This is a genomic window from Demequina aurantiaca (assembly GCF_000975135.1).
In the GTDB taxonomy this organism is placed as follows: Bacteria; Actinomycetota; Actinomycetes; order Actinomycetales; family Demequinaceae; genus Demequina; species Demequina aurantiaca.
Genome location: NZ_BBRF01000003.1, coordinates 257,069 through 275,468 on the forward strand (window position 1 = coordinate 257,069; position 18,400 = coordinate 275,468).

Annotated in this window: 19 protein-coding genes; 3 read left to right on the forward strand and 16 right to left on the reverse strand. The window is 65.3% G+C overall.

From position 1 onward, the window contains the following. Nucleotides 1-5: 5 nt before the first annotated feature. Genes sufC through AOP73_RS11560 form a run of 5 tightly spaced genes read right to left on the reverse strand, consistent with a single transcriptional unit; the run spans nt 6 to nt 4,405 of the window. The gene (sufC, locus tag AOP73_RS11540) at nt 6-761 is read right to left on the reverse strand and encodes a Fe-S cluster assembly ATPase SufC (protein WP_061966130.1); all 756 of its coding nucleotides are present in this window, start codon (nt 759-761) and stop codon (nt 6-8) included. Further along, nucleotides 762-1,115, reverse strand: coding sequence for a non-heme iron oxygenase ferredoxin subunit (locus AOP73_RS11545; RefSeq protein WP_061966132.1), 354 nt, complete (start codon nt 1,113-1,115; stop codon nt 762-764). It abuts the gene before it with no gap. Continuing rightward, nucleotides 1,108-2,310: a Fe-S cluster assembly protein SufD gene (gene sufD, locus AOP73_RS11550; RefSeq protein ID WP_061966134.1), complete on the reverse strand. Its 1,203-nt coding sequence runs from the start codon at nt 2,308-2,310 to the stop codon at nt 1,108-1,110. The genes AOP73_RS11545 and sufD overlap by 8 nt, the downstream gene beginning before the upstream one ends. After that, a complete protein-coding gene (sufB, locus tag AOP73_RS11555; protein ID WP_084626846.1) occupies nt 2,307-3,752 on the reverse strand; it encodes a Fe-S cluster assembly protein SufB in 1,446 nt (481 codons plus the stop codon). Before sufB ends, sufD begins: the two co-directional genes overlap by 4 nt. Continuing rightward, entirely contained in the window at nt 3,749-4,405 is a 657-nt protein-coding gene (locus tag AOP73_RS11560; RefSeq protein ID WP_061966136.1) for a helix-turn-helix transcriptional regulator, read from the reverse strand. The genes sufB and AOP73_RS11560 overlap by 4 nt, the downstream gene beginning before the upstream one ends. A 292-nt stretch (nt 4,406-4,697) precedes the next feature. On the opposite strand from AOP73_RS11560, the gene AOP73_RS11565 reads away from it, so the two are divergent. Further along, nucleotides 4,698-5,639 carry a COX15/CtaA family protein gene (locus AOP73_RS11565; protein WP_152650667.1) on the forward strand — a complete coding sequence of 314 codons (942 nt, stop codon included), beginning with the start codon at nt 4,698-4,700 and terminating at the stop codon, nt 5,637-5,639. A gap of 10 nt (nt 5,640-5,649) precedes the next feature. Further along, nucleotides 5,650-6,357 (forward strand): YbhB/YbcL family Raf kinase inhibitor-like protein, encoded by a 708-nt coding sequence (locus AOP73_RS11570; RefSeq protein ID WP_084626847.1) that lies wholly within the window; start codon nt 5,650-5,652, stop codon nt 6,355-6,357. 17 nt (nt 6,358-6,374) lie between these two features. On the opposite strand, the gene AOP73_RS11575 is transcribed toward AOP73_RS11570, so the two are convergent. Further along, on the reverse strand, nt 6,375-6,980 hold the full coding sequence (locus AOP73_RS11575; protein ID WP_061966140.1) for a TetR/AcrR family transcriptional regulator: 606 nt from the start codon (nt 6,978-6,980) through the stop codon (nt 6,375-6,377). A 91-nt stretch (nt 6,981-7,071) separates the two neighbouring features. Between AOP73_RS11575 and AOP73_RS11580 the strand changes: the two genes are divergently transcribed. Then, nucleotides 7,072-7,671 (forward strand): YbhB/YbcL family Raf kinase inhibitor-like protein, encoded by a 600-nt coding sequence (locus tag AOP73_RS11580; RefSeq protein ID WP_084626848.1) that lies wholly within the window; start codon nt 7,072-7,074, stop codon nt 7,669-7,671. Nucleotides 7,672-7,691: 20 nt separating this feature from the next. Here the strand turns inward: AOP73_RS11580 and AOP73_RS11585 are convergent, their stop codons facing one another. The 10 genes from AOP73_RS11585 to AOP73_RS12115 form a co-directional block, all read right to left on the reverse strand. Beyond that, nucleotides 7,692-8,321, reverse strand: coding sequence for an NUDIX domain-containing protein (locus AOP73_RS11585; protein WP_061966144.1), 630 nt, complete (start codon nt 8,319-8,321; stop codon nt 7,692-7,694). A gap of 11 nt (nt 8,322-8,332) precedes the next feature. Beyond that, the gene (gene pyrG / locus AOP73_RS11590) at nt 8,333-10,033 is read right to left on the reverse strand and encodes a CTP synthase (protein WP_061966146.1); all 1,701 of its coding nucleotides are present in this window, start codon (nt 10,031-10,033) and stop codon (nt 8,333-8,335) included. Nucleotides 10,034-10,211: 178 nt separating this feature from the next. Then, a complete protein-coding gene (locus AOP73_RS11595) occupies nt 10,212-11,174 on the reverse strand; it encodes a copper transporter (RefSeq protein ID WP_061966148.1) in 963 nt (320 codons plus the stop codon). After that, a complete protein-coding gene (gene steA / locus AOP73_RS12055) occupies nt 11,171-12,331 on the reverse strand; it encodes a putative cytokinetic ring protein SteA (RefSeq protein WP_061966150.1) in 1,161 nt (386 codons plus the stop codon). Before steA ends, AOP73_RS11595 begins: the two co-directional genes overlap by 4 nt. A 4-nt stretch (nt 12,332-12,335) precedes the next feature. Beyond that, entirely contained in the window at nt 12,336-14,027 is a 1,692-nt protein-coding gene (gene recN, locus AOP73_RS11605; protein WP_061966152.1) for a DNA repair protein RecN, read from the reverse strand. Nucleotides 14,028-14,029: 2 nt separating this feature from the next. Further along, nucleotides 14,030-14,905 (reverse strand): NAD kinase, encoded by an 876-nt coding sequence (locus AOP73_RS11610; RefSeq protein WP_061966154.1) that lies wholly within the window; start codon nt 14,903-14,905, stop codon nt 14,030-14,032. A 2-nt stretch (nt 14,906-14,907) separates the two neighbouring features. Next, nucleotides 14,908-15,768, reverse strand: a complete 861-nt coding sequence (locus AOP73_RS11615; RefSeq protein ID WP_084626850.1) for a TlyA family RNA methyltransferase — start codon at nt 15,766-15,768, stop codon at nt 14,908-14,910. Nucleotides 15,769-15,775: 7 nt separating this feature from the next. Further along, nucleotides 15,776-15,946 (reverse strand): hypothetical protein, encoded by a 171-nt coding sequence (locus tag AOP73_RS12060; RefSeq protein WP_160295475.1) that lies wholly within the window; start codon nt 15,944-15,946, stop codon nt 15,776-15,778. Nucleotides 15,947-15,948: 2 nt separating this feature from the next. Continuing rightward, nucleotides 15,949-16,962, reverse strand: coding sequence for an HAD-IIA family hydrolase (locus AOP73_RS11620; protein ID WP_061966156.1), 1,014 nt, complete (start codon nt 16,960-16,962; stop codon nt 15,949-15,951). Beyond that, the gene (locus AOP73_RS12115) at nt 16,955-18,328 is read right to left on the reverse strand and encodes a hypothetical protein (RefSeq protein ID WP_061966158.1); all 1,374 of its coding nucleotides are present in this window, start codon (nt 18,326-18,328) and stop codon (nt 16,955-16,957) included. The genes AOP73_RS11620 and AOP73_RS12115 overlap by 8 nt, the downstream gene beginning before the upstream one ends. Nucleotides 18,329-18,400: the final 72 nt, after the last annotated feature.

The window sequence follows — 18,400 nt, forward strand, 5'->3', positions numbered from 1 at the left end:
CTTTGCTACGCCTTGGTCAGGTAGCGGTCGTAGCCCTCGGCCTCGAGGCGCTCGGCGAGCTCGGGGCCGCCCTGCTCGGCGACGCGACCATCCACGAACACGTGGACGAAGTCCGGCGTGATGTAGTTAAGGATGCGGGTGTAGTGCGTGATGAGCAGCACGCCCACGTTGGTCTTGTCTTTGACGCGGTTGACGCCTTCGGAGACGATGCGCAGCGCGTCGACGTCGAGTCCGGAGTCGGTCTCGTCGAGGATGGCAATCTTGGGCTGGAGGAGCTCCATCTGGAGGATCTCGTGGCGCTTCTTCTCGCCACCGGAGAAGCCCTCGTTGACGTTGCGCTCAGCGAACGAGGAGTCCATGCGCAGGTCGGCCATGGAGCTCTTGACGTCCTTCACCCAGGTACGCAGCTTGGGAGCCTCGCCGTCGATCGCGGTCTTGGCGGTGCGCAGGAAGTTCGACACGGACACGCCGGGAACCTCGACGGGGTACTGCATGGCCAGGAAGATTCCTGCCTTGGCACGCTCGTCGACGCTCATCTCGAGTACGTCCTCGCCGTCGAGCGTGACGGTGCCCGAGGTGATCGTGTACTTGGGGTGGCCGGCGATCGAGTAGGCCAGCGTGGACTTGCCGGAGCCGTTGGGTCCCATGATGGCGTGCACGTGACCGGAGTCAATGGTGAGGTCGACGCCGCGGAGAATCTCCTTGGTGCCTTCGGGGGTCTCGACGCTGACGTGCAGGTCGGTGATGACGAGTGTTGACATTTAGTTCTCCTTCAGGGCAGGTACGGGGGCGTCGACGTCGACGACGATGTTGCCGTCGACGATTGACACGGAATAGACGGGAACCGGCTCCATGGCCGGAAGTTCGGTTGCTTCGCCGGTCTTGATGCTGAAGCGGCCACCGTGGGCCCAGCACTCGACCTCGTCACCCTCGACGTCGCCCTCGCCAAGCGAGACTTCGCCGTGCGTGCACGTGTCGCCGATGGCGTAGACATCGCCGGCGGACTCGCGCACCAGCGCGACGGGCACGGAGGTGCCCGCCTCGTTGGTCACGTGGACCGTGGTGGCCTTGCCGGGGGCAAGGTCGTCCAGGCTCAGAACGATCTGGCTACTCATCGTCGGCCTCCACCATGTCCAGCTCGAGCTCGATTGCGTTCATGAGGCCCTTCTCGACCTCGGGGACGCCGATCTCCTGGATCAGGTCGGCAAAGAATCCGCGCACCACAAGCTTGCGTGCCTCGGACTCCGAGATTCCGCGTGAGCGCAGGTAGAACATCTGCTCCTCGTCGAAGCGACCGGTCGCTGACGCGTGTCCCGCGCCATCGATCAGGCCAGTCTCGATCTCGAGGTTTGGCACGGAGTCCGCGCGCGCACCGTCGGTGAGGACCAGGTTGCGGTTGAGTTCGTACGTGTCGGTTCCTTCGGCTTCCTTGCGGATCAGCACGTCGCCAATCCACACCGTGCGGGCCGATGCGCCGGCAAGAGCGCCCTTGTACGTCACGCGTGAACGGCAGTTGGGAACCATGTGGTCCACAAACAGCTGGTGCTCCTGGTGCTGACCCGAGTCGGCAAAGTACAGGCCGAAGAGGTCCACGGAGGATCCCACACCGGAGAGCGACGCGGTGGTGTTCAGGCGAACCACCTTGCCTCCCAGGGTGACGACGGAGCCGCGGAGTCGGGCGTCGCGCGAGAGCTTGGCGTGAACCTCGCCCGAGTGCACGGCGTCGTCTTCCCAGGTCTGCAGCAGCACCAGGTTGAGGCCGGCGTTCTGGCCGACGTCCACGGAAATGAACTCCGAGTACGTGGCGCTGCCGGTGCGCTCGATGACGACCGACACCTCTGCGTTGGCGCCGATCTCGACGAGCAGGTGGCCACGCGCTTCGGAGCCGTCACCGTGCATGGTGATGGTGATGGGCTTCTCGATGACGCTGCCGGGTGCCACGGTCAGCGCCCTGGCGCCGCCCGAGTGCGCGGCGGCGATGGCTGAAGCACGGTCTCCCGGAGCGGAAACCGACCGCTCGCGAGCATCGGCTACCGAAACCTCGGTCAACCTGACGCCGGCGGGAAGCGCATCGATGCTCCACGCCAGCGAGCCCTCAACGGGCTGGTCGACGAACAGCGGCGCGAGGTCACGCACCGCGGAGAACCGCCACTGCTCCTCGCGCCCACTGGGCACGGGGAACACGTCAAGGTCGAACGACTTGTCTCGGTCGGCCCGTGACGAGTTGGGCGGGGTGGACGCGAGTCCGTGCGAGTGAGCCTCGTCTGCGGTCGCGCGTGAGTGGTCTGTGGTCAAGTCAGTGGTGGTCAACCGACGGATCCTTCCATCTGAAGTTCAATGAGGCGGTTGAGCTCGAGGGCGTATTCCATGGGCAGCTCGCGCGCGATGGGCTCGACGAACCCGCGCACGATCATGGCCATTGCCTCGAACTCGTTCATGCCGCGAGACATGAGGTAGAACAGCTGCTCCTCGCTGACGCGCGAGACCGTGGCCTCGTGACCCATCGACACATCGTCCTCACGGACGTCGACGTAGGGGTACGTGTCGGAGCGGGAAATCTGGTCGACGAGCAATGCATCGCACAGCACGTTGGACTTGGCACCCTTGGCACCCTCGAGCACCTGGACCAGCCCGCGGTAGGACGAACGTCCGCCACCACGTGCCACCGACTTGGACACCACATTGGACGTGGTGTTGGGGGCGGCGTGCACCATCTTGGAACCGGCGTCCTGGTGCTGGCCTTCGCCGGAGAAGGCAACGGACAGCGTCTCACCGTGGGCGTGCTCGCCCATGAGGTAGATGGCCGGGTACTTCATGGTGACCTTGGAGCCGATGTTGCCATCGACCCACTCCATGGTCGCGCCCTCTTCAGCCACGGCACGCTTGGTGACGAGGTTGTAGACGTTGTTGGACCAGTTCTGGATGGTCGTGTAGCGAACGCGGGCGTTCTTCTTGACGATGATCTCGACCACGGCCGAGTGCAGCGAGTCGGAGGAGTACACCGGCGCGGTGCAACCCTCGACGTAGTGCACTGAGGAGCCCTCGTCGGCGATGATCAGGGTGCGCTCGAACTGACCCATGTTCTCCGTGTTGATACGGAAGTAGGCCTGCAGTGGGATGTCGACGTGGACGCCCGGGGGGACGTAGACGAACGAGCCACCGGACCACACGGCCGTGTTCAGCGCAGCGAACTTGTTGTCGCCCACCGGGATGACCGTGCCGAAGTACTGCTCAAAGATCTCAGGGTGGTCGCGTAGCGCGGTGTCGGTGTCGAGGAAGAGGACGCCCTGCTCCTCGAGGTCCTCACGAATCTGGTGGTAAACCACCTCGGACTCGTACTGGGCTGCCACTCCGGCGACCAGCTGCTGCTTCTCTGCCTCGGGGATGCCCAGGCGGTCGTACGTGTTCTTGATGTCGTCGGGGAGGTCCTCCCACGACGTTGCCTGGCGCTCCGTGGAGCGCACAAAGTACTTGATGTTGTCGAAGTCGATTCCGGTGAGGTCTGCACCCCACGTCGGCATCGGCTTCTTGCCGAACAGTCGCAGGCCCTTGAGGCGCAGTTCCAGCATCCATTCCGGCTCATCCTTGAGAGTCGAGATGTTGCGAACTACTTCCTCGTTCAGACCGCGTCGGGCATTAGTGCCCGCGCCGTCCTCGTCGTGCCAGCCGAATGCATAGTTACCCAGCGAGGCGATGGCCTCGTCCTGAGTAAGTTCCCCGGTTCCGGGGGCATTCTCCGTAGGAGCGCTCATTGTGATCCTTCCTTTGTGCCCGCGACTGCGAGCGGGATGGTTGTAGTGCACACGTGCGCGCCACCTGCCAGGGTGGACAGGCGTTGCACGTGGACGTCTAATATGCGCGAGAACGCGCGAGCCTCAGCCTCACACCATTCGGGGGCGGCCTCGGCAATGGATTGCACAGGGCAGTGACCCTGGCACAACTGGACGGTGTAGCCGCCGGGACCGGGGCGCACCGAGGTGGCGTAGCCCTGATCGCCCAGCGCCTGTGAGAGCGCATCGACGCGCTCCCCTAAGGTGCCGTCTGCGGGAACCGATGCCGCGAGAGTTTTCTCGAGCTCAAGAGACTTCTGCTCCACAAACTCGTCGAGCCCACCGTGCTCGCGCATGAAGGCCAGCGCGTCGACGGCTACGCCCGTGTACGCCGATGCCAGGGCCTGCTGGCCCTCGTTCGTCGCGACGTAGGATCGCGAGGGTCGCCCGCGCCCACGGTTTACTGGGCCGGGCTGGTCGTGCTCGGTGATAAACCCGGCCTCGGTCAACGAGGTCAGGTGGCGGCGGACGCCAGCAGGCGTGACGCCAAGTTCGTTGGCTAGCGTTGCCGCCGTGATGGGTCCGGCCGATGCTATGAGGCCTAGGACACGGTCACGCGTGGTGTCAGTGCTCATGAAGCCTCCTCTGGTCGCCGTGTGGCACTGGGATACGCGCCCGCACACGGGGCTACGCAATAGATAACATTGTCGTTGCTTAATCTGTTCCCCGCAAGCAAGGCGCCCCTTACCCATGGGCCGCCGGCTGCGCACCGATATGGCACTGGAGCCGACTGAATTCGTTCCCTCGTCGCCAGCGATGGGGACAAGGTTTGCCATCGTGACTGGCAGCGGGCTGGTTGTCGACGCAGTCGTGGTCGCGGTCCCTGCACTCACGGGAGCGCTCTCCTCAACCGCTTAGGATGAACGCGTGAATCTCTCCACCATTGCTCAGCCCATCGCTCACGGCTCACGTGCCACCACCGGTTTCATCGGCAAGTACGTCCATGGGCTCGCGATGGCCAACATCGCGGCACAGATCGGCATCATCGTTACCGGTGGACTGGTGCGGCTCACAGAATCCGGCCTCGGCTGCTCGGACTGGCCGCACTGCGAACCAGGTTCATTCACCCCCGAGTACCACGCGGCGGCCGGAATTCACGGCTTCATCGAGTTCGGCAATCGCCTGCTGACGTTCGTCCTCGCCATCATTGCGCTGCTCCTCGCGATCGCAATTTGGCGCGTGCGCCCCCAATTCAAGTGGCTCGGCATCGTGCCCGGCCTGGGCATCATCGCGCAGGCCGTACTTGGTGGCATTGTGGTCCTCCTGGATCTCAATCCACTCCTCGTCGGTCTCCATATGTTCATCTCCGCCGGACTGGTCTGGATTTCGGTGCAGATCGGGTTGAAGGTACGGGACGCTCCACGACGCGACGGCCGTCCCATCCCCGGCATCCTGGGTGCCTCTCGCGGGCTGCTCATGATCATCGTCGTCCTGGGAGTGCTGACCACCGGTGCCGGGCCGCACTCGGGAGATGCAAACGCGACCGAACGACTGGCGTTGGATCCAGCCATCATCGCCCAGATCCACGGCCTGACCGTGGTGCTCTACCTAGCCGTCATCGTGTGGATGGTCGTGCGAGTGCGCGGCGACCACAGCATCGGCGAGCGAGACGAGGTCCGCAAGGCGTGGATCGTCCTGGTAGCGATGACGCTCGCGCAGGGCCTCGTGGGTGTCGTTCAATACTTCACCGGACTCCCGGAGTTGCTGGTAGGCGTCCACATGCTGGGCATCGGGCTGCTCGTCGCCGCACAGTCCGCCGCCAACTACCTACTTCAAGCCGCCCCGACCTCGGCTACGTCCACGCCCTAAACTGGACTCTATGACGCGCAGTACCGCACCAGCACTCCCTCCTGACAACGATGGAGGGCGCGGACGTTCCCGGAGGGTGCGCCTGAGGATGTTGACGGTCGCGACGATAGCCACCAGCGGACTCGTCCTCGCAGCGTGTAGTTCAGACCCGACACCGGGGCCCACCGAGTCCGCCCAGAATCACGCCCCGACTCCAGCCGCCACGTCCGAGGGCACCACCACCCACTACGCGGATCCGTCGGTCTCCCCTGGCCTGATGACCCTGACGAGTAGCGACTTTGCCGACGGAGAGGCACTCGACGACTCCGCCACCGCAACCGCGTGGGGCGGACAGTGCACCGGCGCGAACGAGAACCCCGGGCTCGTCTGGAGTGGTGCACCAGAGGGCACCAAGGCGTACGCGATCACGCTGGTCGACACCACGCAGAGCTTCGCGCACTGGGTGCAGGCGAACATCCCGGCTTCGGTCACCTCGGTCGCGCGCGGCGGGTCAGCGGAGATGCCCGGGGTCGTCGGCTCGAATGCGGCAGGCGACTACGGCTACTTTGGACCGTGTCCACCAAGCGGCACCCACGAATACCAGTTCACTGTATGGGCGCTCGACGACGAGGTCGACGCAGCACCGGGAATCTCCTATGACGGGTTGATCGCAGAGATAGACGGCCACGTGCTCGCGACCGCCACGCTCACCGGCGTGCGGGCGGCCGCGGAAGGCTAACCCCGCACCATGGCCGCCTAATCTGACGTGGCTGCCACCACATCTTCAACGGCGTTGTAACCCCGCAATGCCGCACTCACACCCTCGCGATAGGCACCGACGGGGTCGTCGGTGAGTGTTCCCGGACCTGTCAGCTCGAGCATCACATATCCATGCTGGGTGGCCCACAAGTGAGTAGCGATCGCGCGCGGCTCTCCTTGCAAGGCCCCCGCCCTCACCAAATCGCTGAACAAATCAACGAGTGCTTCGAAGGTCAATTGGGTTGGTTCGACTATCTCCGGGGACGGGGTGTAGCCGCTGGCCCGAAAGGCGAAGATCAACAAGTACCGCGAGGGATTGGCGAGCGCCCAGTCTCGGTAGGCGCGCATCGCGTGGCGTACCCTCGCCACTTCGTTGCCAGATTCCGCGCCTCCATAGAGCGCCTGATGAAACTCTGCGAAGGCCTCGGAATAGAGGGCGTCGAGCAGCCCCTGCTTGCCGCCAAAATGGGTGTAGATCCCGGTCGTTGAGCAACCGGCCCGTTGGGTGACCGCGCGCACGGTCAGACCCGAGGCCCCGTGCTCGATCACGACGTCACGCGCCGCGTCCAGAATCAAGTCTCGGCCAATAGAAGTGTCACTCATAGACACCTACCGTAACGGGCGTGGTGTAACTTTGTTTTCGTAACTTAGTTACGCCCACTGTTCACGCGACCAATTCTTGGGAGTCAGCACAATGAAAACCGCCAACCCAGACGGCGTCACTCGCCGTTGTCCTCCACGCAGTCGAGGAATTCACCACCGACCACGCGCCGTCGCTAGTGCACTTGCGCTGGTCCTTATCGCAGGATGCTCCCCTGCTGATCCGGTGCCGCTGACGGTGACCAGCGCGGATTTTGAGAACGGCGGAACGATCCCTGACGAGATGACAGCGAATGCCTTCGGGGGGACCTGTTCTGGCGATGACGTGAGCCCGGCCCTCGCCTGGGAAGGTGGCCCCTCGGACGTGGGCTCCTACGCGGTCGTCATGCTCGACACCTCCCACGAGAACTGGGTGCACTGGCTGGTAGCGAACATTGCGCCGGAGACCCTTGCCTTGGAGGGCGGCGAGCAGTTGGAAGAGCCGGCGGTGACAGGGCGCAACGGGTTAGGCAACAACAAGTACTTTGGGCCGTGCCCGATGAGCCCCGATCACGTGTACTCGGTTGAAGTCTGGGCGCTGGACGCCACCGTTGACCTAGAGGCGGGGTATAGCCACGAGGAACTGCTCGCCGCTACCGAGGGACATGTGCTCGAGACGGCAACGTTGACCGCGACGAGGTCTGGTCCCGAGTAGTGGAACTGAAGTCGTGACGATTAGTCGCGCAGCCAGGACGCGTCGGCCGGGCGCAGGGTAGCCCAGTCGGCACGTCTTGCGGCGTCGAGCGCGAAGGATCCGACGAGTAGCGGCGGGCACGCGACGTCGCCGCGCCCGATTGCGGCAAGCACGTCGTCGAGCGCAACCCAGCGTCCCACCATGTCCGCCTCCTCGTCCTCGCGGACGTGGCGTTCGGCTTCCGGAACATCGGTGAGGTCACGGGCGAGGAAGATCCGGATAGCCTCGGCGCTGCCGCCAGGTGAGGTGTAGAAGTCAGCGAGGGTATGCCAGGTCGCTGCAGTGAGGTCCGCCTCCTCGTAGAGCTCACGTGCTGCGGCGGCCTGCAAGGTCTCGCCCTCAACGTCCAGCAGGCCCGCGGGAGGCTCCCACAGCTCACTCCGCACGGGGTGGCGGTACTGGTGCACCAGGTAGACCTCGTCACGCTCATTGAGCGCGAAGATCGCCACGGCGCCCGGGTGCGCCACATAGTCACGCGTAACGTGACCCGCTTCGCCTAGGTCGATGTCGTCCGAGTCGACATTCCAGACGCGGCCCTCAAAGACCGTCGAGGTTGAGGTGACCGGGCGCGGAGCGCGCACATCAGCCAACCGGAAGCCATCGGACGCCATCGAGCGAGCCTTTAGGCGGTCTGCCCGGCGGCCACAGCATCGTCCGCAGCCTTGGCGTCGGACTGCTGAGTGATAGCAGCGCCGATGAGACCCGCGAACAGCGGGTGTGCCTTGGTGGGGCGAGACAGGAACTCGGGGTGCGCCTGCGTGGACAGGTAGTACGGGTGGGTGTCGCGTGGAAGCTCGACGAATTCGACCAGCGAACTGTCGGGCGACTGGCCCGATACCGCGAGGCCAGCGTCCTCTAGCTGCTCGCGGTACGCGTTATTGACCTCGTAGCGATGACGGTGACGCTCCCCCACGGTGGTCTTGCCATACGTCTCGGCAACGACGGATCCGGGGGTCAACACGGCCTGGTACTCACCCAGGCGCATGGTGCCGCCCAGGTCTCCCTTGCCGTCGACGATCTCGAGCTGCTCCTCCATGGTCGCGACCACGGGGTGCGCGGGGTTGTCGTCGAACTCGGAGCTTGAGGCTCCTTCGAGACCAACGACGTTTCGCGCGTATTCGATCACCATGCACTGCATGCCGAGGCAAATGCCGAGCGTGGGGATCTTGTTCTCGCGTGCAAACTTGAGTGCTCCGAGCTTGCCCTCGATGCCGCGTACGCCGAAGCCTCCGGGGACGAGCACCGCATCAACCTCGCCGAGCGCCTCCTGGGCACCTTCAGGGGTCGCGCAACGGTCGGACGCGACCCAGCGGATGTTCACGCGGGCGTCGTGCTTGAAGCCGCCGGCACGTAGCGCCTCGCTCACCGACAGGTACGCATCGGGGAGGTCGATGTACTTGCCAACCAGCGCCACCGTCACCTCGTGCTTGGGGAAGTGGACGCGACGCAACAGGTCATCCCAGGCGCCCCACTGGACGTCGTGGAAGGGCAGGTCGAGGCGACGCACCACGTAGGCGTCGAGGCCCTCGGAGTGCAGCACCTTGGGAATGTCGTAGATGCTGGGCGCGTCCTTGCAGGTCACGACGGCCTGGTCCTCGACGTCACACATCAGCGCGATTTTGTTCTTGACGGACTGCGGGATGTCACGGTCCGAGCGACACACGATCGCGTCGGGCTGGATGCCGATGCTGCGAAGAGCCGCCACCGAGTGTTGCGTGGGCTTGGTCTTCAGTTCGCCGGAAGGGCCGATGTAGGGCACCAACGAGATGTGCAAGAAGAACACGTGGTCGCGGCCCACCTCGTGGCGCACCTGTCGCGCGGCCTCAAGAAACGGCTGGGACTCGATGTCGCCCACGGTGCCGCCGACCTCGGTGATGATGACGTCGACCTCGGGGCTGGCCTGGGCGCGCATGCGGCGCTTGATCTCGTCCGTGATGTGCGGGATGACCTGAACGGTGTCGCCCAGGTATTCGCCGCGACGCTCCTTCGCGATGACCTGCGAGTACACCTGACCCGTGGTCACGTTCGAGGAGGCCGCCAAGTTCACGTCGAGGAAACGCTCGTAGTGGCCGATGTCCAGGTCCATCTCGGCACCGTCATCGGTCACGAAGACTTCGCCGTGCTGGAAGGGATTCATCGTGCCGGGGTCCACGTTCAGATACGGGTCGAGCTTCTGCATCGTCACCCGCAACCCACGGGACCGGAGAAGTCGGCCGAGGCTCGAAGCCGTCAGACCCTTTCCGAGGGAGGAAACAACGCCTCCCGTAACAAAGATGTGACGGGTGACATGGTCCGATCCGGACGAAAATCTAGTTCTCTCCACGGGCTTCAACGCTATCACCGCGCGGCCCCGAGCGAGACCCAAGCCGCGCCAAAAACCTCACTCGCCGCACAAAACTTCTCAGAACTCGTCGGGGCCGCCCCCATCTCCGTGCTCGCACCGGGCGTGTCGCACTGGGCGTGTCGGGGCCAACTGCCCCGTCGCTACCGTTGAAACGGCACTATTCGCCGATGGGCGGCGGAGCGGCCGCGGAACCGTCACCGGGGCCGTAATGCCCCACCCAGCCGTCGAACTGCTCGCGCAAGGCGAGCGCGACGCTCACCTGGCTAAACGACGTCTCGATCCACGAGACGGTAGATATTCGCTGGGCTAAACCATCGGCATCGGCAAGCACATCAGACACGAGGTCACCTGGGGCATCGGGTCCATTCGCGGCCACCACCGCCACCTCATACTGGGTCAAGACACCGGCGAGGGTGGTGTTCGCGGTGGCCTGGAGGCTTGATTCATCGTCGACGGCCGGAGTCTCCCCCGCCACCATGACCACTGCGTTGGCGGGCCCTTCCCGTGTGCCTGACACCAGATCCGCATCCGTCAGCAGCGTCCACAGCACTTGTGCGTGGTCCTCTGCCGCTGCGTCTGGCGGCACCTGTTGTTCCCCGTCGTCGACGCCGGCTGCGGGCGGCAGCAGGGACTGCGCGAGGGCCTGGGCGAAAAGCTCGTCGACGCTTTCGGTGCCGTCAAGCCCGGAGATGGAGGGTGCGAGCTGCGGTGCGAGGGCCGCACGGAAGGCTGACTGGTTGGGGTCTGTCCACAGCGATTCGATGGTGACCGAAGCCGCCACCGAGCCACCCGCCTGCTCAACATAGCCCTGCGCACTACTCACGGCATCGGCGTTCGCGTTGTCGACGGAAATGAAGGCGACATTGCCTCCCGCCAGGGTGGTGCCCAGCAGCTGTGGCGCGGTGCCGGCCACCCAGTCGTCGCCATAGTCGTTGGTGACGTTCGCGCGATCAGCCTCGAGTTCAGCAGCGGTGACTTGATCTTCGAGCGAGTCCACCTGAGCGCCGAGCGAACCGATAAGTGCGGTGCGCAGCGGACCCGAACCGAGCACCAGACCGATGGCCATCGCGAACATTGCCACCACGACGGGGACTACCCACCCGCGGCGGTCGTGCTTCACGACAGACCCAACCAGGTGGACACGCTCTCCCATGCGGAAGAGACCCACGAGCGACCACCCGGGGTGGCCGCCAACGCCAGACCGAGGGCAACGAACCCAGCGGCCACCAGGCCGAACACCGTCCATCGCGAGTAGCGGTGCCGGTAGACCTGTGCAAGCGTACGGGCATCCACGAGTCCCCCACCCGCCTGCAGCCGAGTCAGGAACGTACCGGCGTTGAGGTCACTCGACCCCTGCAGATAGTCGATAAGTCGACTCTCCATGCCCACCGTCACGATCACCTCTGCGCCCTGGGCGTGTGCGAGAAGCACTGCAAGGTCGCTGCTGGCGATGCCCGCGTCGGACGTGGTGCGCGAGACGCCGAGTGCATCGGCGCGCGTCATGCCCGCATCGGCGCCAGCCGGGTCGTGGACGACGACAGTCGCGGCGGCGCGCATAGCCCGCTCGGAAACCGACTCGACGTTACCCACGATGATCTTCGCGGCGTACGCGTGCTCCATGGCGGCGTCTGCCGAATCACCGATAGCGATGATGACGGGCTTGCGTTCGCGCAGGTAGGTGCGGATGTCCTTGAGTTGCTTGGCGTAGAGCATCCCGCCGGTCACGATCAGCACGTGACGGCCTTCGAGGTCGACGTCGACGGCGGGCAATCCACGGCCGTCAAGGATCAGCGCGGAGTCGCGCTCGACATAATCCATCGCATTCGCGGTGAACGCGGAGAGTTGCACGTGCATGTTCTGGGCCGCGTCGGCAAGAGCCTGTTCCCGAGCCTCATCGGTAAGGATTTCCCCCTTAGCCAGCTGCGTGTCCCCACGGAATACTGCGTCACCGTCGATGCGGATGCGAGAGCCGTCGCGAATGTTCATGACGTCCGCGCCGGCCTTATCGATCAGCGGAATCGATGCCTCCGCCAACACTGTGGGTCCGCCGTTCGGGTAGCGACCAGAAATCGACTCTTGCGCGTTGATCACCGCGGAGGGGCGGCACGCCGACAGTTGAGATGCGGTGCGCTCGTCGAGGTCAAGGATGTCGATCACCGCGATGTCACCACGACGCAATCGCCGCGTCAACGCCGTGATCGAATGATCCACTCGGGCCGTTCCGTTAAGCGGGGAATCACTGCCCGCGGACTCGTTGCGGCGCGAGAATTTGCTCATGGCATTATCGTGCCACGGCGGATGCCTCCAGTAGCTCAAGCGCGTGGGCGCGTGCCGTAGCCGAGTCCTCCTGCCCAGACAACAGGCGCGCGATCTCTGCCACGCGGTCTGCCTCCGTCACCTCGACGACGGCCGTCGTGGTCGTGGATCCATCGGTCGACTTCTGCACCACGACGTGGGTGTTTGCGAAGGCGGCGACCTGGGCGAGGTGCGTCACGACGATCACCTGGTGCGTGCGGGCGAGGGCCGCAAGCCTGTTGCCGACCGCGATAGCTGCACGGCCGCCGACTCCCGCGTCTACCTCGTCGAAGACAAATGTGTGGCCGGGGGCTGCGGCACGATCCGCTAGTGCCACCTCGATCGCCAACATGATGCGAGACAATTCACCGCCCGATGCTGCCTCCGCCACCGGCCGTGGTGCGGTGCCTGGGTGCGCGGCAAGCGTCATGACGACGGCATCCGCTCCCGATGGCCCCGGCTCGACCGGCTCCACGTCGATCTCGAAACGGGCGTCAGGCATGGCCAGCTGACCCAACTCATTGTTGACGGCATCTGCCAACGCCGTGGATGCACGCGACCGACCATGAGAAAGTTTGCCCGCGAGTTCGATGACCGCGGCGTTCGTTCGTTCGACGTCCTCGCGGCGCTGGATCAGCGTCTCGTCCCACGCGTCGTCCTCCGCGACCCGCTCACGCGCGTCGGCAGCGTACTCCAAGATTCCCGTCACATCGCGGCCGATGCGGCGGCCCAGCGAGGCGAGCGCACTGCGGCGATCGTTGAGGGCCTCCAGGCGGCCGGGATCGGCGTCGAGCGCGTCGAGGTAGTGCACCAGGTCGCTCGAGATGTCGGCTGCGGCGTAACCCATCTCAGCCAGGCGCTTCTCGTGCTCGGCAAGCACCGGGTCGTGACGAGCCGCATCGCCGAGTGCGCGCCGGGCGGCCTCGATCGCGGCCACCAGAGACATCTCGTCAGAATCGTTGTCGATCGCCTGGCCCGCCTTCGCAACCCCGCTGCGAACCGATTCGGCGTTCTCGAGCACCATCGCCTCGGCGCTGAGAGCCTCGTCCTCACCGGGCTGCGGATCCACCGCGTCAATCGCGATCAGATCTTCGCGAAGTCTCGCCACATCCGCGCGCGCCTGATGGGCTCCGGACTCCATGCGCTCGAGTTCCGCCTTCGCATCGCCCCAGGCGGCCCAGGCGGCCCGGTAGTCGTCGAGCAAGCGCTGCTGCTCTGGTCCGGCATATTCGTCAAGCGTCGCGCGTTGGCGCGCTGCAGAGCGCAGGCGTACCTGATCACTCTGACCGTGGACCGTGACGAGGTCCGACGCAATGTCAGCGAGGAGAGATTGAGGCGCGGTACGCCCCGCGACGATCGCCCGTGATCGCGTAGTAGCGCCGACGGTGCGCGCGACGATGACCGTGCCGTCGTCCTCAAGCTCGGCCCCAGCATCGGCCAGTGCAGCCCGCGCCTGGGAGTCAGCGGGGACGTCGAGGACGGCCTGTGCCACGGCCTCGTCTGCCCCGGTGCGTACTGCGGTGGGCGTGGGCTTGCCGCCAAGGATCAGCCCCAGCCCGGTCAACACCATGGTCTTGCCCGCGCCGGTCTCCCCCGTGAGCACCGTCAGCCCGGCACCAAAGGTGACTCGTGCCGACTGGATGACTCCGAGGTTTTCGATGGACAGTTCGTGAAGCACGGTCAGCCGTCCTCGTCAGGGGGCATGTTCGCGCGTGACGGGCGTTCGCCGCGCCACCCGTTGGTGGGAAGCGAAAACTTCTTGACCAGCCGCTCGGTGAACGGTGCGTCGTTGGTGCGCGCCAGCAGCACCGTCTCGTCGCCACGGCGTACCTCGAGGCGGCCTCCACGCGGCACATCGATGCCTCGCGAGCCGTCAAGGATCACGTTGCCCGGTGACGCAGTTCCCTCCATCACCTCAACGGCAAAGTAGGAATCAGGCCCCACCACCAATGGCCGCGCGAAGAGCGCATGGGCGGACAGTGGAACAAACAGCAATGCATCCACATTTGGCCACATCACGGGCCCTCCAGCTGAGAACGCGTGCGCGGTGGAGCCGGTGGCGGTGGACACGATCACGCCGTCGCATCCGAAGGTCGAGAGGGGGCGTCCATCCACCTCGACCGCTACTTCTAGCGTCGAATGCAGATCGGTGCGCTCGAGGGTCGCCTCGTTGAGGGCCCAGCCCTCGTGACGCGCGCCGTCAGGGTCGATGACCGTCACTTGCAGCGTGCGTCGCTCCTCGATGTGATAGTCGCCAGACGCGAGCCGAGCTGCGGCGTGCGCCACGTCGTCACGCTCGAGTTCCGCGAGGAAGCCCACCCTGCCTAGGTTGACGCCGAGCAGTGGGATCTTGGTGCCGTGCGTCACGTGGGCGGCATGCAGCATGGTGCCATCGCCACCAAGCACCATGGCCGCCTCGATGGGCTCACTCACGCCGGGATTGAAGTCGAAGCACGGCTCGACTCCCTCAGCCTCAAGCGCACGCGCGGCCACCTGACCCGCCTCGACCGTCTCGGTTCTGTGCGGATTGACCACAATGAGGATGCGGCGTGTCATCACTACCCCTTCGCTACTTCGCGGTCGATCGCCGCCGCGGCGGCACTGGCATCAAGAGTCGGACGTTCACGAGCCCCGGTCACGTCGGCCAATTCATTGTCGCTGGCATCTCCGACATCCCCAGCCTGCCATGCCGACGAGCCCCACACGAAGAATTCCACATTGCCGTGCGGACCCGGTAACGCGCTGCGGGACACATGGTGAATGGTGAGCCCTGCGGAACGCATGGCGGTGACCACCCCAGCCACGGCATCGGCGCGATCGCCCTGGTCGGTGACGATGCCATTCTTGCCAAGCTTCTGGCGCCCCACCTCGAACTGAGGTTTCACCATCAGGACAAAATCCGAGGCTCGCGCGACCGCTCCCACCAGCGCGGGGATCACCATGGTGAGTGAAATAAATGACAGGTCCGCGACCACCAGATTGGTGTCATCGCGCAGGCTTCCTGGTTCGAGTTCGCGCACGTTGACGCCCTCGACCACGGTCACGCGGTCGTCGGCGCGAACCTGGTCGGCGAGCTGGTCGTGACCTACGTCAACCGCCGTCACATGGGCAACAGAGCGCTCAAGCAGCACCTGCGTGAAGCCGCCAGTGGACGCGCCGGCATCGAGCGCCACTCGGCCGGCTATCGCGAGCCCGAGCGGTTCACACTCGTCGAGAGCGCCGATGAGCTTGTGGGCGGCGCGAGAGACGTAGTGGTCGGTTGGTCCCGCAAGTTCAATGGTCACGCCGTCACGGATAGTGAGCGCGGGCTTAGACGCGACAGCGCCGTCGACCAGAATCGATCCGGCCGAAATGAGGGACTGGGCGTGGGTTCGCGAACGAGCCAAGCCGCGAGCCACGACCGCGAGGTCGAGGCGCATCGAGTGCTTAGGAGTCCTCGCGGAGCCGCGAGGCAAGGGCGTCCTGCACCTTGTCGTAGAACTCCGCCTGCTCGTCGAGGTCCTCAGGCAACTCAGTTACTGCCTTGAGTGCCTCACGAACTTCAGCGGGGTACTCGACTTGTCCCAGCGTGGTGCGGGAATCGTTGATGTCAGCCATGCTCAGAAGGTTACTCCCAGGTGGGGCAAGGTCTCAACCACGACCTTCTGACCGGCATCGGCGGCCGCCCAAGCCGCGACGCAAGCCGCGCGCACGCGATCGATATCGGTGCCACCGTCGACGAGGAGGTGTCCCTCCGTGACCCGCGCACGCGCCTCACCCACGTGAACCCACTCGCCGGACACGCAGGGCTCCGGGTGTGCCTCAGCCAGGCAGGACAAGTCCGCGCCGATGAAACTGGGGCGCTGATCCGCGGGCGCCAGTAGCGCATCACGGGCATCATTCACGCCGGTGAGCACCATCAAACCCGGAATGTTCGCCGCCCGCGCTCCCTTGAGGTCGGTGTCCAGTCGGTCGCCAATTGCTAGTGGGCGTTGGGCTCCAGTGCGCTCGGCCGCCATGTGAAACATCGCAGGCTCGGGCTTGCCTGCGGCGAGGGGCGTCACCCCGGTCGCGGTCGCCACGACACCCACGAGCGCGCCATTGCCAGGCGCCATTCCTCGATTCGTGGGCAGCGTCATGTCCAGGTTGGTCGCGAAGAAGCGTGCGCCGCCGTGGATCGCGTACGTCGCCTCCGCGAAATCCTTCCAGCCAATGTTCGGCGCATAGCCCTGAATCACGGCCGCCGGAGCATCGTCCGCGCTGTCGACCACGTCGTAGCCGGCGGCGGCCACGGCCGTGCGTAGTCCCTTGCCTCCGATCACCAGCACGCGTGAGCCCTTCGCGACGTGCTCGGTGAGCATGATCGCGCCAGCCTGGGCGGCGGTCATCACTTCCGTAGCCTCCGTCGGAATGCCAAGGCTGCTCAGTTGACCCGAGACCTCCTCCGGCTCGCGGCTGGCGTTGTTCGTCACAAAGATCAACTGCAGGCCAGCACCACGCGCCTGCGCTAACGCGGGAGGCGCTGACGGAATCGCGTCTGGCCCCTTGTAAGCGACTCCGTCCAGGTCGACGAGCGCGACATCAAAGAACTCTTGCAACGGCTTAGTGGTGCCGTGCAACGTGGCGTCAGACATTCCTAGGCTCCTCGTCGTTGCTGGAGTCCTGAGCGGTGCCGGATTCCTCGTCGGACGCGACGTACTCCAGTGGCTCGGGGAGTTCCTCAGTGTCATAGAGATACACCTCGTCGGCCCAAGTGGGCTCACTCTCCCCCTCTACGGGGAGACTTGCCTGAATCTTGTCGGCCTCGTCATTGCGCTCCAGGGCCCGGAGCACCGCGACCTTGGCCTCAGAGATCCTCACCCGCGCGTCGGAATTCTTGGTCTCGATGCGGCTCAACGTCATCAGCGCAGCCTCGGCGTTACCCATGTCCAGACGTGCTCCCGCAATGACGATCTGCAGTTCCACCGCAGCCTCTGCCGACAGCTTCTGGGCCTCCGGCTCCTGAGCGAGCGCGATGGCGCGCTCAGGACGTCCAAGCCCTCGCTCGCAGTCGGCCATCAGCGGCAGGTGTTCGCTCGAACTATTGAGTCGACGCACGGTACGGAACTCGCGCAAGGCATCGGCGTACCGGGCGGTGGCGTAGGCGGTAAGCGCCGCGGCCTCGCGGCAGATGTCAACGCGACCGCCGCGGGCCACCGCAACCTGTGCGTGCTGATAGGCGCGCTCGGGATCAATATCGATGAGCCTGCCCGCCATGACGAGATGGCGGCCGACATCCTCGGCGTTGTCCTTGCTCAGCGTCCGCAGGCTCGCGCGAGCGGACTTGTCGAGAAGGTCAAACGTGATCTCGTCGGGGATGTCGGGAGCGACGGGCGCCTGACGGACTAGACCCTCGTTGCGGGGGGCACGGTCGTCACCATCGCGCTGGGCGGCGCCCTTGTGCTTCGGAGCTCCCTTGCCCAAATAGCCAGTGCGCTGAGGGGGGCGGTCGCCACCGGCACGGTCCGGACGACTGGACCCGGCGCGGTCGGGACGGCCCTGGTAGCCACGTGCATCGCCACCGTCGCGACGCGGAGCGCCTCGATCAGGACGGTCCGAGCCAGAGCGGTCGGGGCGGCCTTGATAGCCGCGTGAGTCGCCTCGATTCGGACGGTCGGAACCGCCACGATCCGGGCGGCCCACGCCAGCGCTGTCGGGGCGGCCCTGGTAGCCACGCGAGTCGCCACCATCACGAGGCGACGTGCCGCGGTAGCCGCCGGCACCGTTCGAGGGCGGGCGTGAAGAACTGTTCAGTGGACGCGACGAGGAGGAACTGCCCCGATCGGTGCGAGGCGGACGAGCGTCCGAGGACCGCGGCGGCCGGCCTACGCTATCGCGGCTCGGGCGTGTGTATCCCTTCGACTTGCCAGTTTCCGCGGGCCGTGAATCGCCAGCTGGCGGACGTGACGCACGCTTCTCGCGGTCGTCCGCTGGGCGGTCCTTTTCCTCGTTGGCCATCATGCTCCGATCTAGATCTTTCAAACGTACTCTGCCACGCCATAAGGGCGTTGCCATGTGAGGGACATTGTTCCC